Annotated in this window: 12 protein-coding genes and 4 tRNA genes; 10 read left to right on the forward strand and 6 right to left on the reverse strand. The window is 72.1% G+C overall.

Going from position 1 to position 14206, the window contains the following annotated elements:
- Window positions 1-6 precede the first annotated feature (6 nt).
- The 7 genes from C4U03_RS08815 (at window position 7) to C4U03_RS08850 (ending at window position 8860) form a co-directional block, all read left to right on the forward strand.
- On the forward strand, window positions 7-1068 hold the full coding sequence (locus C4U03_RS08815; RefSeq protein WP_103937192.1) for an SAM-dependent methyltransferase: 1062 nt from the start codon (window positions 7-9) through the stop codon (window positions 1066-1068).
- Between the two features lie 396 nt (window positions 1069-1464).
- On the forward strand, window positions 1465-2742 hold the full coding sequence (locus tag C4U03_RS08825; protein WP_103937193.1) for an ABC transporter ATP-binding protein: 1278 nt from the start codon (window positions 1465-1467) through the stop codon (window positions 2740-2742).
- Between the two features lie 245 nt (window positions 2743-2987).
- Window positions 2988-4295 carry an ABC transporter substrate-binding protein gene (locus C4U03_RS08830; RefSeq protein WP_103937194.1) on the forward strand — a complete coding sequence of 436 codons (1308 nt, stop codon included), beginning with the start codon at window positions 2988-2990 and terminating at the stop codon, window positions 4293-4295.
- 176 nt (window positions 4296-4471) lie between these two features.
- Entirely contained in the window at window positions 4472-5452 is a 981-nt protein-coding gene (locus tag C4U03_RS08835; RefSeq protein ID WP_103937195.1) for a carbohydrate ABC transporter permease, read from the forward strand.
- A complete protein-coding gene (locus tag C4U03_RS08840) occupies window positions 5449-6357 on the forward strand; it encodes a carbohydrate ABC transporter permease (protein WP_200827146.1) in 909 nt (302 codons plus the stop codon). The genes C4U03_RS08835 and C4U03_RS08840 overlap by 4 nt, the downstream gene beginning before the upstream one ends.
- On the forward strand, window positions 6354-7796 hold the full coding sequence (locus tag C4U03_RS08845) for a GH1 family beta-glucosidase (protein ID WP_103937196.1): 1443 nt from the start codon (window positions 6354-6356) through the stop codon (window positions 7794-7796). The genes C4U03_RS08840 and C4U03_RS08845 overlap by 4 nt, the downstream gene beginning before the upstream one ends.
- A 44-nt stretch (window positions 7797-7840) precedes the next feature.
- Window positions 7841-8860 carry a LacI family DNA-binding transcriptional regulator gene (locus C4U03_RS08850; protein WP_103937197.1) on the forward strand — a complete coding sequence of 340 codons (1020 nt, stop codon included), beginning with the start codon at window positions 7841-7843 and terminating at the stop codon, window positions 8858-8860.
- A 90-nt stretch (window positions 8861-8950) separates the two neighbouring features.
- On the opposite strand, the gene C4U03_RS08855 is transcribed toward C4U03_RS08850, so the two are convergent.
- A complete protein-coding gene (locus C4U03_RS08855) occupies window positions 8951-10141 on the reverse strand; it encodes a DUF1996 domain-containing protein (RefSeq protein WP_103937198.1) in 1191 nt (396 codons plus the stop codon).
- A gap of 417 nt (window positions 10142-10558) precedes the next feature.
- Here C4U03_RS08855 and C4U03_RS08860 point away from each other — a divergent pair, with 417 nt between their 5' ends.
- Both C4U03_RS08860 and C4U03_RS08865 read left to right on the forward strand, forming a co-directional pair.
- Window positions 10559-11146, forward strand: a complete 588-nt coding sequence (locus tag C4U03_RS08860; RefSeq protein WP_103937199.1) for a SigE family RNA polymerase sigma factor — start codon at window positions 10559-10561, stop codon at window positions 11144-11146.
- Window positions 11146-11973, forward strand: coding sequence for a hypothetical protein (locus C4U03_RS08865; RefSeq protein WP_103937200.1), 828 nt, complete (start codon window positions 11146-11148; stop codon window positions 11971-11973). Before C4U03_RS08860 ends, C4U03_RS08865 begins: the two co-directional genes overlap by 1 nt.
- Before the next feature lie 195 nt (window positions 11974-12168).
- On the opposite strand, the gene C4U03_RS08870 is transcribed toward C4U03_RS08865, so the two are convergent.
- The 4 genes from C4U03_RS08870 to C4U03_RS08880 form a co-directional block, all read right to left on the reverse strand.
- Window positions 12169-12240, reverse strand: a tRNA-His gene (locus C4U03_RS08870).
- Window positions 12241-12242: 2 nt separating this feature from the next.
- Window positions 12243-12315: transfer RNA gene (locus C4U03_RS08875), tRNA-Arg, on the reverse strand.
- A gap of 20 nt (window positions 12316-12335) precedes the next feature.
- Window positions 12336-12405: transfer RNA gene (locus C4U03_RS40310), tRNA-OTHER, on the reverse strand.
- An 11-nt stretch (window positions 12406-12416) separates the two neighbouring features.
- Window positions 12417-12499 (reverse strand) — tRNA-Ser (locus C4U03_RS08880).
- A 268-nt stretch (window positions 12500-12767) separates the two neighbouring features.
- Between C4U03_RS08880 and C4U03_RS08885 the strand changes: the two genes are divergently transcribed.
- Complete coding sequence (locus tag C4U03_RS08885) at window positions 12768-13397, forward strand: LysE family translocator (protein ID WP_103937201.1); 630 nt, start codon at window positions 12768-12770, stop codon at window positions 13395-13397.
- On the opposite strand, the gene C4U03_RS08890 is transcribed toward C4U03_RS08885, so the two are convergent.
- Window positions 13375-14151: a nucleotidyltransferase domain-containing protein gene (locus C4U03_RS08890; protein ID WP_103937202.1), complete on the reverse strand. Its 777-nt coding sequence runs from the start codon at window positions 14149-14151 to the stop codon at window positions 13375-13377. The two genes, C4U03_RS08885 and C4U03_RS08890, sit on opposite strands and share 23 nt — an antisense overlap.
- Between the last annotated feature and the right edge of the window lie 55 nt (window positions 14152-14206).

Raw genomic sequence — 14206 nt, forward strand, 5'->3', positions numbered from 1 at the left:
AGCCGAATGCCTGTCCACCTGCCGCCCGACGAGGCCCGCCGCTTCCTGGAGACGGGAGAGCTGCCGGCCCCGCATCTGGACGTCATCGCCGCCATGGCCTTCCACGCCGCCGCCGCTGGGGTGGCGCTCGGCGTCTTTGACGCCCTGGCCGCCGGGCCGCGCACCGCCGCCGCCCTCGCCGCCGAACTGGATGCCGCCCCGGACGCGCTCGGGGTGCTGCTGGAGGTGCTCGCCGCCACCGGATACCTGGAACGCGCCACGAAGGGATATCGCAACGGCCTCGCCGGGCGGGCACTGACCGACGGTTACGGCGGCACCCTCCGCTTCTGGCACGACGTGATCACCGGGCTGTGGGGTGGGCTGGAGCACACGATCCGCCACGGCGAGCGGGCCGCCGACTTCTACGCTTGGCTGCCCGAGCACCCGGACACCCTCGAACGCTTCCGGAACCTGCTGCGGGCACAGGCCGGATGGCTCGCCGAGGAGATCGTCGACGCGGTACCGCTCCCGCCGGGCGCCGCCCGCCTGCTCGACCTCGGCGGCGGGCACGCCCGGTACACCGCGGCCTACTGCGACCGCTACCCCGGCCTGCGCGCGACCATCGTGGACCTGCCGTCCGCACGACCCGAGCCCCTGCCCGAGCGGGTCACGCTGCGGCACGGCGACCTGCTGGCGGGCTGGGCCGAGCGCGACCAGGACTGCGTGCTGATGTTCAACCTGCTGCACGGCTTTCCCACCGGCCGGGCCCGCGCGCTGGTCCGCGACGCGGTCGCCTCGCTGCGGCCCGGCGGGCTCCTGCTGATCCTCGACCGCTTCCCCGGCGAGCGGGAGGGAGTCGCCGGCGCCGCCTTCACCCGCGCCTTCGAGCTGAACCTCCTGCACACCCAGGGGGGCCGTCTGCACTCGCCCGACGAGATCGCCATCTGGATCACCGACGCGGGCGGGACGCCGCCCGCCCGGCACCGACTCGACCGCTCGCCCGGCCACGCCCTGCTCGCCTCCGTGCGGGGTCCTTCGGGGACGCGGCCGGCCGGGCCGCGTCCCCGGAGCCCCCGAGCGGATCAGTGAAAGGGAGGCACGGCCCGTTGCGCCGGCCCGAGGGCACACTCCGGCCACCACTCGCCCGCGGCCGGATCGACGATGCCGTACTCGGGGCCCTGCGGCCCGGCGATGCCGCGCGGGTACTGGCCGTCGGACTCGCCCGGCCGCTACCCACACGAGGGCTCGCTGGACAGCAGGGCCGACCCGGTGCCCAGGCCCATGCGCAGGCGTGCCAGGGCGCCGCGACGGCGTGCTGTGATCACGCGGCTGCTCCCTCCACCATAGATGGGAGCGCTCCCACATGGGAGCCTCCCTTCCCTTGCCCGGGTTGTCAAGAGCGATGGGCTAGACAATGTCGTGACACAAGGCTGTACTTGTGGTTCACGTCACACATCGGGGGCCAGGCCGCAGAGGGAACAACAGATGTCCGCAGTCGTGCTGGATTCGGTCAGCAAGGTCTATCCGGGAGGTCAGCGCGCCGTCGCCGACCTCTCGCTGGAGATCGCCGACGGTGAGTTCTTCGTGCTGCTCGGACCGTCCGGCTGCGGCAAGTCCACCACGCTGCGGATGGTCGCCGGGCTGGAGGAGATCACCACCGGCGGGCTGTGGCTGGACGGCCGGCTGGCCAACGAGCTGACCCCGCGCGAGCGCAACGTGGCCATGGTGTTCCAGAACGGGGCGCTGTACCCGCACCGCACGGTGCGCGACAACATCGGGTTCCCGCTGGAAATCGCCAGGGCCGACCAAGCCGAGGCGTCGGCACGGGTGGTGGAGATGGCCCGCGCGCTGGGCATCGACCCGACCCTGGACCGGCTGCCCGGCACCCTGTCGGGCGGGCAGCGGCAGCGGGTGGCGATGGGCCGGGCCATCATCCGCGAGCCCGCGGTCTTCCTGATGGACGAACCGCTGTCCAACCTGGACGCGGCGCTGCGCACCGACCTGCGGGTGGAGATCGGCGGGCTGGTGCGCGGGCTGGGCGTCACCACCCTGTACGTCACCCACGACCAAGTCGAGGCGCTGACCCTGGCCGACCGGATCGCGGTGCTGCGCGACGGGTTCCTGGAGGACGTGGGCACCCCGCCGCAGATCTACGAGAGCCCGGCGACGGCGTTCGTCGCCGGGTTCCTGGGCGCGCCCCAGATCAACCTGCTGGCCGCCGTGCCGGAGGCGGTGCCCGGCGAGGGCGTCGTGCTGCACCTGGGCACACAGCGGCTGGTGATCCCGTGGACCGACCCGCGCGCCGAGCACGTCGCCGGGCACCACGCCGCCACGGTCATCCTGGGCATCCGCTCCGACGCGCTGCGGCCCACTGGCGACCCGCATCTGGGGCCGGTGCTGTCGGGCGGCATCCGCACGCTGGAGTACCACGGGCACGAGTGGCTGGCCCACATCGACGCCGGCGTCACGGTGGTGGACGCCGCCGAGGTGGGCAGGCGGGTGCGGCCCGAGCCGGCCGCGGCCGGCCGGTCGTCCGGCGGCATGGCGGGCCGGGCGCTGTCGCTGCTGCGCGGCGGCCGGCGCGAGGCGGCCGGGCCGGAGCCGGCCCCGCACGTCGGCTCGCACCGCCGGGCCGAACTGCTGGCGCGACTGCACTCGCGGGACGGCTACGGCCAGGGCTCGCACGTGCACCTGGCCGTCGACCTCGAACGGGTGCTGATCTTCGGCAGGGACGGCCACCGGGTCGATCCGGTGCTGCGCTGAACCACCCCCGGCCCCGGCCGGAGCAGAGCCGGCCTACGCTGACCTGCGCCGATGACGGTGCCGGGGGCGTCCGCCGGCGCCCGGCGCGCGGACGCGCCAGGTAACGGTTGTGTTTCGAGACATTGACAGTGAGCCAGGTCACCGTCTTTCCTTCGTGGGAGCGCTCCCACATTCGACCGGGCGACGGACGGCGCCCGACCTTCCACCCACCCGTCCGCACGTGAAAGACCTGAGAGGGGTCCGCAATGGGTTCACGGAGACGACGCGGGCTGGCCGGCCTGGCGGCGGTACTGGCCGGCGTCCTGGTCGCCGGCACCGCCTGCGGCGGTGGTGACGACGACGGCGGCAGCGCCGACGGCACGATCACGCTCACCGTCGACACCTTCGGCGAGTTCGGCTACGACCAGTTGTTCAAGCAGTACGAGGCGTCGCACCCGGGCATCAAGATCAACTCCCGCAAGGTGGCGGACCTCGACACCTTCAAGCCCCGCCTGCAGCAGTGGATCGGCACGGGCAAGGGTGCCGGCGACGTGGTCGCCCTGGAGGAGGGCCTGCTGCCCACCTACATGGAGCAGCGCGCCAAGTTCGTCAACCTCTTCGACCACGGCGGCGCCTCGCTGGAGCAGAACTTCCTGCCGTGGAAGTGGCAGATGGGCCTGAGCCCGGACGGCAAGCAGCTGATGGCCCTCGGCACCGACATCGGCCCGCTGGGCATGTGCTACCGCAAGGACCTGTTCGAGAAGGCCGGGCTGCCCACCGAGCGCGACAAGGTCACCGAGCTCTGGCCGACCTGGGACGACTTCCTGAAGACCGGCCAGAACTTCCAGGGCAAGATGCCCAAGACCAAGTTCGTGGACGGGCCGCAGGCGCTGCTGCGCGTCACGGTGCTCCAGGAGGCCGGCAAGGGCCCCGGCTACAGCTACTTCGACAAGAGCAACAACCTGGTCTTCGACAGCAACCCCGCCGTCAGGAACGCCTTCGACACCGTCCTGAAGTTCCAGCAGGCGGGTCTGACCGCCAACATGCAGATCTTCACCCCGCCGTGGCAGACCGCGCTCAAGCGCGACACCTTCGCCACCGTGCCGTGCCCGGCCTGGATGCTCGGCGGCATCGAGGAGTTCTCCGGCGACTACGGCAAGGGCAAGTGGGACGTCGCCGGGATCCCGGGCGGCGCCGGCTACTGGGGCGGCTCCTGGCTGGCGGTGCCCAAGCAGAGCAAGCACCCCAAGGAGGCCGCCGAGCTGGCCAAGTTCCTGACCAGCCCGGACGGGCAGCTGGGCGCCTTCAAGGACAAGAACACCTTCCCGTCCTCGCCCAAGCTCTACACCGACGCGGCGGTGGCCGAGGCCAAGAACGCGTACTTCAACGAGGCCCCCGTCGGCAAGATCTTCGGGGATGCGGCCTCCCAGGTGAAGCCGGTCTACCTGGCGCCCAAGAACGAGGACGTCCGGCAGAACGTGGAGAACGTCCTGGTGGCCGTCGCGGAGGGCAAGATCAAGCCCGGTGACGCCTGGGGCCGGGCGATCGAGGAGGCCAAGAAGGCCGCCCGCTAGCCCCGCACGGCAGGACGGCGGCGGCCGGCACCCGGCCCCCGCCGTCGCGGAACTCCCCGGTCCGGTCCCCACGAGAAGCCGGACCGGGGAGCGGGGCGGCGCCGACCGGGCCTCTCACTCCCCCGCCCGGCAAGACCCCCGGCGCCGCCCCCGCCACACCCCCGAAAGGACGACCCATGGGTCTGGACGTACGCCCGACGCCCACGCGGCGGCGGGCGAAGGCCGGTGTCCCCGGCCCCCCACCACCGCGTGCCACCTGGCGCGCCCGGCTGTCGCGGCTGGACGTCAGGTTCTCGCCCTATGCGCTCATCTCGCCGTTCTACCTGGTGTTCATCGTCTTCGGCGCCTTCCCGCTGCTGTTCACGCTGTGGATGTCGCTGCGCGACCGGGAGCTGGCCAGCGGCAAGGACGAGTACGTCGGGCTGCGCAACTACACCGACCTGATGAGCGACTCCGACTTCCTGAACTCGGTGCTCAACACGCTCGGCATGTTCGCCATCGCCACCGTGCCGCAGTTGCTGCTGGCGCTGCTGCTGGCCAACGCGCTCAACCGGCGGCTGCGGGCCAGCACGCTGTTCCGGGTCGGGGCGCTGGTCCCCCTGATCACCTCGACGGTCGCGGTGGCGGTGGTCTTCACCCAGCTGTTCGACACCGACTACGGCCTGGTCAACTGGCTGTTCGGGCTGGTCGGGATCGACCCGATCTCCTGGCAGTCCGACCGCTGGTGGTCGTGGATCGCCATCTCCATCATGGTGGACTGGCGGTGGACCGGCTACAACGCGCTGATCTTCCTGGCCGCCATGCAGGCCATCCCGCACGACCTGTACGAGGCCGCGGCCATCGACGGGGCCTCCCGGCGCCGCCAGTTCTGGCAGATCACCGTGCCGATGCTGCGGCCGACCATCCTGTTCACCACGATCGTGTCCACCATCGGCGGGCTGCAGCTGTTCACCGAGCCGGTGCTGTTCGACAACGGGCGGATGGACGGCGGATCCACCCACCAGTTCCAGACGGTGGCCATGTACATGTTCGACTCCGCCTTCACCAGCGACGACTACGGCTACGGCGCGGCCGTGGCCTGGATGATCTTCCTGCTGATCATCGCCTTCTCGTTGCTGAACTTCATGTTCGTCCGGCGCATGGGAGGCGTGAAATGACCCTGGTGGCGGGCCCGGACCTGGGCGGGCGGGAGCCGCGGCGCGCCGCGCGCGCACACCGGCGGCCCGGGCGGATGCGCGGCCTGTGGGAGGCCAGCCCGCTGACCTACCTCACCCTGATCGTCGCGCTGGTGCTGTCGGTCTTCCCGGTCTACTGGATGATCATCGTGGCCACCCGGGGCAACGACATCGTCGGCGACGTGCCGCCGCCGATGCTGCCGGGCGGCGAGCTCGGCAAGAACCTCGGCGCGGTCTTCGACGCCGAGGAGGCCAGCTTCGCCAAGGGGCTGGTCAACTCGGCGGTGGTGGCGACCTCGGTGACGGTCTCCACGGTGCTGTTCGCCACGATGGCCGGCTTCGCGTTCGCCAAGCTGCGCTTCCGCGGCAAGAACGCGCTGCTGCTCACGGTGATCGCCACGATGATGATCCCGGTGCAGATGGGCATCATCCCGCTGTACATCATGATGGGCTGGTTCGGCTGGCAGGGCGAGCTCCAGTCGGTCATCCTGCCGTTCCTGATCACCGGCTTCGGCGTGTTCATGATGCGCCAGTACACCCAGCAGGCGGTGCCGGACGAGCTGATCGAGGCCGCCCGGGTGGACGGCTGCTCCACGTTCCGCATCTACTGGAGCGTCGTGCTGCCCGCGCTGCGCCCGGCCGCCGGCGTGCTGGCGCTGCTGACCTTCATGCAGACCTGGAACGACTTCATGTGGCCGCTGGCCGTGCTCAGCCCCGACAACCCCACCGTGCAGCTGTCGATCCGGCAGCTCAACAGCGCCTACTTCCAGGACTACACGCTGGTCTTCGCCGGGACCACGGTGGCCACCCTCCCCCTGCTCATCGTTTTCGTCATCTTCAGCCGCCAGATCATCGGCGGGATCATGGAAGGCGCGGTCAAGGCGTGACAGCTTTCAGTGCAGACCAGCAGACCGAACGGAGCGGGCGGTCCGCCGCCCGGTTCCCGCAGGACTTCCGGTGGGGCGCCGCCACGTCGGCCTACCAGATCGAGGGCGCGGCGGCCGAGGACGGCCGGGGCCGTTCCGTCTGGGACACCTTCTGCGACACCCCCGGCGCGGTGCTCGGCGGGGACAACGCCGCCGAGGCCGTCGACCACTACCACCGCTACCGCGAGGACGTGGCGCTGATGGCCGATCTCGGCTTCAACGCCTACCGGTTCTCGGTGTCGTGGCCGCGCATCCAGCCGACCGGGGCCGGTGCGGCCGACCGGCGCGGCCTGGACTTCTACAGCCGGCTGGTGGACGAGCTGCTCGCGGCCGGGATCGAGCCGTGGCTGACCCTCTACCACTGGGATCTGCCCCAGGCCCTGGAGGACAGGGGCGGCTGGCCCGAGCGCGACACCGCCCTGCGGTTCGCCGAGTTCGCCGCGCTGGTGCACGGGGCGCTCGGCGACCGGGTGCGGAACTGGATGACGATCAACGAGCCGTGGTGCGCGGCCTACCTGGGGTACGCCTCCGGCGAGCACGCCCCCGGCCGCCGGGAGCCGGCCGCCGCCCTGTACGCCGCACACCACCTGCTGCTCGGCCACGGCCTGGCGCTGGAGGCGATGCGCGGGCAGCGGCGCGACACCCGCATCGGCCCGGCGGTCAACCTGTACGCGGTCACGCCCGCCACCGACGCGCCCGAGGACCTGGACGCCGCCCGCCGCATCGACGGCCTGCAGAACCGGTTCTTCCTGGACGCGCTGCTGCACGGCCGCTACCCCGCCGACCTGCTGGCCGACCTGGCCCCGTTCGGCTTCGAGGACTGCGTGCAGGACGGCGACCTGGAGGTCATCGGCGGGCGCAACGACCTGCTGGGCATCAACTACTACACCCGGCACACGGTGTCGGGGCTGCCGGGCGACGGCGTCCAGGCCGTCTCGTCCCCGTTCTCCTCAGTGTCGCCGTGGGTCGGCTCCGAGCACGTCCGCTTCCTGGGCCAGGGCCGGCCGGTGACCGGCATGGGCTGGGAGATCGACCCCGACGGGCTGCGGGAAGTGCTCGACCAGGTGTGCCGCGACTACCCGGCGGTCCCGCTCTACATCACCGAGAACGGCGCCGGGTACGAGGACGCCCCGGACGGCGACGGGACGGTGCAGGACCCCGAGCGGATCGCCTACCTGGACGCCCACCTGCGGACCTGCCAGGAGGCCATCGCCGACGGCGTTCCGCTCAAGGGGTACTTCACCTGGTCGCTGCTGGACAACTTCGAGTGGGCCTGGGGATACTCCAAGCGCTTCGGGCTGGTCTACGTTGACTACGCGACGCAACGCCGGATACCGAAGGCCAGCGCCGCATGGTACGCGCGAGTGATCCGGCAGGGCGGACTGCCGGACCACCGCTGACCGGCGTCACAGGGGTGAAGGGGCCGAAAGACGGTGAGGGGTCGATGGGGGTGAGACGCTCGCGTGCGCAGGCGCGCCCCACCCTGGAGGAGGTGGCGGCGCTGGCCGGGGTCGGCCGCGGCACGGTGTCCCGGGTCATCAACGGCTCGCCCAAGGTGAGCGCGCAGGCCCGCCAGGCCGTGCAGGCCGCGATCGAGGAACTGGGCTACGTGCCCAACCGGGCCGCCCGGACGCTGGTGACCCGGCGGACCGACACGGTGGCGCTGGTGCTGTCGGAGGGCGAGCAGCGGCTGTTCGAGGAGCCGTACTTCGCCGACATCATCCGCGGCATCAGCTCGGCGCTCAACGAGACCGGGCTGCAGCTGATGTTCACCCTGGCCCAGACGCCCAGGGACCACGAGCGGCTGGAACAGTACCTGACCGGCCACCACGTGGACGGGGTGATGATGATCTCGCTGCACGCCGAGGATCCGCTGCCGGGCCTGCTGGCCGACCACGGCGTCCCGACGGTGCTGGGCGGCCGCCCGGTGGGGGTGGGCGCCGAGCGGGTCAGCTACGTGGACGCCGACAACGAGGGCGGGGCGCGCAAGGCGGTGGAGTACCTGGTGGCCCAGGGCCGCCGCCGGATCGCCACGATCGCCGGGCCGCAGGACATGGGGGTGGGCATCGACCGGCTCAACGGCTACCGCGCCGCGCTGGGTGACCTGCCCGAGCAGGTGGTCACCGCGGACTTCAGCGAGGCCGGCGGCCGGGCCGCCATGCGCGAGCTGCTGGCCCGCGACCCCGAGCTGGACGCGGTGTTCGTCGCCTCCGACAACATGGCGATGGGGGCGCTGCGGACGCTGCGGGAGGCGGGGCGGCGCATTCCCGGGGACGTGGCCGTGATCGGGTTCGAGGACTCGGCCGCGCAGCGCGCCGAACCGCCGCTGACCTCCGTCCACCAGCCCACCGAGCGGATGGGCCGGGAGATGGTGCAGCTGCTGGTCGCCCGGATCCGGGGCGAGCGGACCGAGCCCACCGGCGTCATCGTGGACACGCACCTGGTGGTCCGCGACTCGGCGTGACACCGGACGGCGGCCGGCCGCACGATTCCTCCCCGTGCGACCGGCCGCCACTTCGGTGCCCGGCCCTTCCGGCGCTCGCTCAGCGTTCCCTCAGCAGCGCCGTCCCCGGTTGATGCAGTCGACGGCGCGCCTCATCAGGCTGTTGGGCATGACGTTGACGAAGTCGGCGTGGTCGGTGAGCGGGCTGTGCGACTGCTCGGGGAAGCTGTCGAGCGCGTACACCAGGCCGTTGCGGATCTGCGACCGCCGGAGCGTGAAGGAGTAGGTCAGGGTCATCCGCAGCTGCGGGACCGCGCGGGTGCCCGTCGGGCAGCGGCCCGTCCGCCGATCGGGGAACACCACGTGCGTGCGGTGGTTGGCGCTGTCGGTGTTGCGCCCGTCCCAGCAGCTGGGGAAGTCCAGCACGCGGGCGACCCGGCTGCCGCGCGGGCACAGCGGGTACTTGTCGGTGACGACGCGGTCGGTGAAGCCGGTACAGGTCCACGCCGCCCGGGCGTTGAGGGGCCCGTTGGTGACGGCCTTGGCGTCCCCGGTGATGATCCGCAGGAAGCGCGGCATCGCGGTGACCCTGCTCCTGGGGTTGCCGCGGAACTGCAGCGACACCGTGGCGGGCGTCTGGATGCGCCCGATGTTGAGGTCGGCGGCGCTCTGGTCGTTCTGGCCGGTGTCGTTGGCGCCGCGCAGCCGCATCACCGGCCAGAAGTAGGTGGACTTGTCGCCCCGGCGGCAGGTGGTGCCGGCCGCTGCCAGGCTCTCGTCGGTGGAGAACCCGTCAGCGGACAGGTTGCCTACGTAGTCGTGGGTGTGGTGGGCGCCGTTGACGACGCCGGGCGCGACGATGAAGTTGTCGGAGTTGAAGTGGCCGTTCTCGTTGCGGCCGCAGCGCGAGGTGAACGTGCCGCGCGAGCCGCCGCGCCCGGTCCGGACCTGGCGGACCGTGCGCGGCACCTTCCGGATGTCGACGAAGTCCGACTCGACGGGCCGCAGCCCACCGCCCTGCGGCGGCGCCGCCGTCCCCGGTGGCGGTGTGCTGGCCTGCGGCGGGGTGGTCGCCTCCGCCGGTGGAGTGCCGGCCTGCGGCGGCGTGCTCGCCTCGGGATCCGGTGACGGCGCGTCCGTCTCCGGTGACGGCGTCCCGGACGACGACGTGCTCGGCCGCGGCGACGGGGTGCCGGCGGCGGCCGCGGGAACGTGCGGGGGCAGGGCCGCCAGGAGCAGTCCGGCTCCGGCGGTCAGGACGGTGGCGCGCCAGGTCGGGCGCGTCCGCCGAGAATCTCGCATGCGATGCTCCTCCGTGGTTCACGGTCGTGAGGAACACCCGGCTCTCCCCCTGGTACGCGCCGCCGCGACGGCGGGGTTCAACGCTCTTGCGCCGGATCGCCTTATCTACCGCTCATCAGAAGATCAACACAGCCTTAAGAGCGCCCTCCCAGGCGGGGCGGACGCCCTAACGTGAGTCCCGGTTCGTGACGAAGGGGTTCGTGACGAAGGGGTACGACCGACCCGTATGACCCCACACCCGGCTCTCCCAGCCATACGGGTCGGTCGCCCGCCCGGTTCAACCGACGACCCCGGAACCCTGTCGCCCGCGCGACTTTCCGGACATGGGGCCGACGGCCTGTTAGTCTCACGCCGTCAGGCGTGGTCGGCGGCGAAGGCGGTGGCGGCATTGCCACAGCGAGGCGGGGAGCGCTCGCCTTGAGCCTGGACGGCTCTCGGGACGAGACCGCCCGGCTGGAGTTCCAGGACTTCTTCGAACGGCACCACCGTGAGCTCGCCCGGCTGGCCTATCTGCTGGTCGGCGATCCCGACACGGCCGATGACCTGGCCGCCGACGCGCTGGTGGCCGCCTGGCAGCGGTGGGGTCACATCCGCGACACCGACCATCCCCTGGCCTACGTGCGACGGATCGTGGTGAACATGTGCAACAGCCGGCTGCGCGCCCTGGTGCGCGAGCGCGGCCGGCTGCCGACCCTGGGCGCCACCGTCGACCACAGCACCGACGGACCCGACGTCCCGGCGGTGCTGGACGTGCGGGCGGCGCTGCGGCGGCTGCCGGCCCGCAAGCGCGCCTGCCTCGTGCTGCGGTACGCCTTCGACCTGTCCGAGCAGGAGACCGCCCGCGTGCTGGGAGTCTCCATCGGCACGGTGAAGAGCCAGACCTCGCGGGCCGCGGCGGAGCTGGAACGGCACCTGCGGCGGGGGACGGGCTCCGCGGCGGACGTGCTGTCGGGCTACCGGACGGGCGTCATGCGGCCGCAGGACCGGTCAGGGAGGGGAGCGTGATGCCCGGGCGGCGTGAGCGGCACACGGAGGAGTCCCTGGCACGGCTGCGCGACCAGTTGCACGCCGAGGCCGAACGGCACCGGCCCGACACCGCGCGCATCTGGGCCCGGGTGGAGGCCGCTATGGCCGAGCAGCAGACCACCCCGGCCGCCGGGGACGCCGCTCCGGTGCCGCCGCCCCGCCGACGCGGCGGCCTGTGGGTGGTCGCGGCCGGGCTGTCCACGGCCACGGTCGTGGGGGTCACCTCGGTCGTCGTCCTGACGCTGAGCGGCCGGGACGACAGCCCGGCGGTGTCCCTCGGGCGGCACAGCACCGGCAACCCGTCCACGCCCGGTCTTCCCCCTCCCCCCGACGACCGGCGGACCACCGGACAGGACGCCGCGCCGGGCGTCCGGCCGTCCGCCAAGCCCGGGCCGTCGCGCCCGGCGGGAGGACAGGGGGGCGGCAACACCCTGGTCAGCGCCACCGGATCGCCGGATCGCGGCGGGTCGGCGTACTGGGCGCGCAACAACCTGACGCTGACGGTGCGCCGCCCGCTCGGCGCCCTCGACGTGACCATCCGGATCGCCCGTGGCAGGTGGACGTTCCCGGCCGGCTCGTGGACCTCGTTCCCCGGCTCGGACCTGCGTTCGGAGACCCAGGTCACGCGCGAGGCCATCGTGCAGCGCTACCGGCTGTTGCCGGGGCGGAAGGTGGCTCCGGGCACCTACCTCATCGGGGTGCAGTACCGGCCCGGCGGCAGGCACGACCCCGCCAGGGACACCTTCACGGTCACCGCCACCGGCGCCGGCGGCGGCCCGCCCGTCATCCTGCGCGGACATTTCTGATCTCGGCGGCAACCTTTCCCGGCCGGGGAGCGACCAGAGGACGGGGTGAAAGCCGCACCGGGCCGACTCCGCCACTTTCCCGGTGTACCCCCTGCCTGCCCGCCCGCGGCCCCTGGGCGGGCAGGCCCTCCCACCGGCCATCACCGCCTCGGACGGGCAGGCCCTCCCCCGGCCCGCCCGCCGGCGGATCGTCAGGGCGTCCGCCCGGGATCGAACCGGAACTTCCGGGGCCACAACCCGGCGTGCAGACCACCACACCACGGACACCGTGTCTCCGGCAGGATTCGAACCTGCGATCTCCTGGTCCGCAACCAGGTGTGTTGTCCCCTCCACCACGAAGACCCGCATATTCGGTTGTCGAGTAGCGAGTGCGGGAATCGAACCCGCCCCGGCGGCTCATGAGACCGCCCGACGCACCAGCGCCCACTCGCTTCGGGAATGCGCGGAGGGTGTGAGAATCGAACTCACGCAGGTGACCCTGACGACGGCTTAGCAAGCCGCTGCCTTACCGCTCGGCCAACCCTCCGGAAAAAGCAGAACCGCCCTGACGGACCTGGTCCGCGGGCGGCGCACGTGGGCGAACGTGAGGTCACGTCCGGGGGCGGCTCCCGCGGCCGGGCATACTGCGGCGGAGGTGCATTCGGTGGTGGTGGTGTCGCACCGCCGCGCTCCCTTCCGTTCCGGCCGCCCTGTTCCGTTCCGGCCGCCTGTTCGCTTCGGACAACGACCACTGTGCCGGGCCGTTTCCCGGGACGCAACGCATTTATCGGGCGGTCCGGCCCTACACTTCCGGCATGGGTTCTGCGCAGTTGCTGGTGTTCGCCGGGGTCGTCCAGTTGGCGGTGATGGCCCCCGGCCCGGATTTCGCCGTCACCGTCCGCAACTCGGCGGTGTCGGGCCGCCGGACGGGCATGATGACCGCGCTGGGCATCGCGGCCGGGATCGTGGGGTGGTCGCTGGGCGCGGCGCTGGGGATCGCGGCGCTGCTGGCGACGTCGGCGACGGCGTACACGGTGGTCAAGCTGGTCGGCGCGGCCTACCTGCTGTTCCTGGGGGTGCGGGCGGTACGTGCGGCGCTACGCGGTGATTACACGGCCGGGACGTCCGGTGCCGGTGAGCGCGCCGAGCCCGGCCCGTGGACCGGCTTCCGGCAGGGTCTGCTGTGCAACGTGCTCAACCCGAAGGCGGCGGCGTTCTACGTCGCGCTGATGCCGCAGTTCCTGCCGCCCTCCCCGGGCCCTGCCGACACGCTGGTGCTGTCGGCGATCGCGGTGACGCTGACCGGGGTGTGGTTCGTGGTGGTCGCCAACGTGGTGGTCGCGCTGCGGCGGATGTTCGACCGTCCGGCGGTCCGCCGGCGCATCGACGCGTTCACCGGTATCGCGCTGGTGGGGCTGGGTCTCAAGCTGGCGGCCGACCACTGAGCCGAGTGCGTACCACCAGGTCGTGCAGTTCGTCGAAGGCCTCGGGCTCCTGCGGCAGCGGCGAGCGGTCGCGTTCGTCCTCGATGCGTTGCGTCAGGGCGACCACGTCGGCGCCGAGCCGGTCGTGGCCTGGCGCCGAGGCGGGCGGCGGCCCCTTCTCGGCCGCCTTCTTGGCTTCGATCAGCTCCGGCAGATAACCGGGGCCGTACTCGGGGGCCAACACGCGCAGGTCGGCCTGCACCTCGCCGGTCCGCATCAGGTGCAGGCCGGTGAGCAGCACCCGGAACGTGTAGAGCAGCGGTTTGAGAGTGCCGCTCTTGTCGTACAGCCGCCACTGGTTGCGGGCGAAGCCCAGGTAGTGGTGGGCGTGGTTGCGGGTGACCAGGCGCGGCACCAGCGACACCAATTCCTCGTGGGCCGGCGAGGTGGTAACGACCAGCGGCGAGGTGACCTGCTCCAGCACGTAGCCGTTGCGGGTGAGCAGCATCCGACAGAACTTGGCCACGTCATGGGTGACCAGGTCCACCTCGACCGACTGCTCCCACATGGCGGTGACGGTCTCGGTCCCGGGCCGCAGCCCGACCACATCCTCCAACGGCATCTGGTGCGCGCCGCGCAGGTCGATGTCGGAGTCGACCGACGGGAACCCGTACAGGTGAGCCCCGCTCACGGTGACGAACAGCCGCGGATAGGGATGCTCCCGTTCGACACGCTCCAGCACCCCCGCGGGAAGCCCCGCCTCGCCGTCGTTCATGGGAACAGAGCGTGCCGAACGCGGCGAACGGTCGCAAACGGATTCGGTCAGTGCT

It is taken from the genome of Thermomonospora echinospora, from assembly GCF_900108175.1.
GTDB classification, from domain to species: domain Bacteria; phylum Actinomycetota; class Actinomycetes; order Streptosporangiales; family Streptosporangiaceae; genus Thermomonospora; species Thermomonospora echinospora.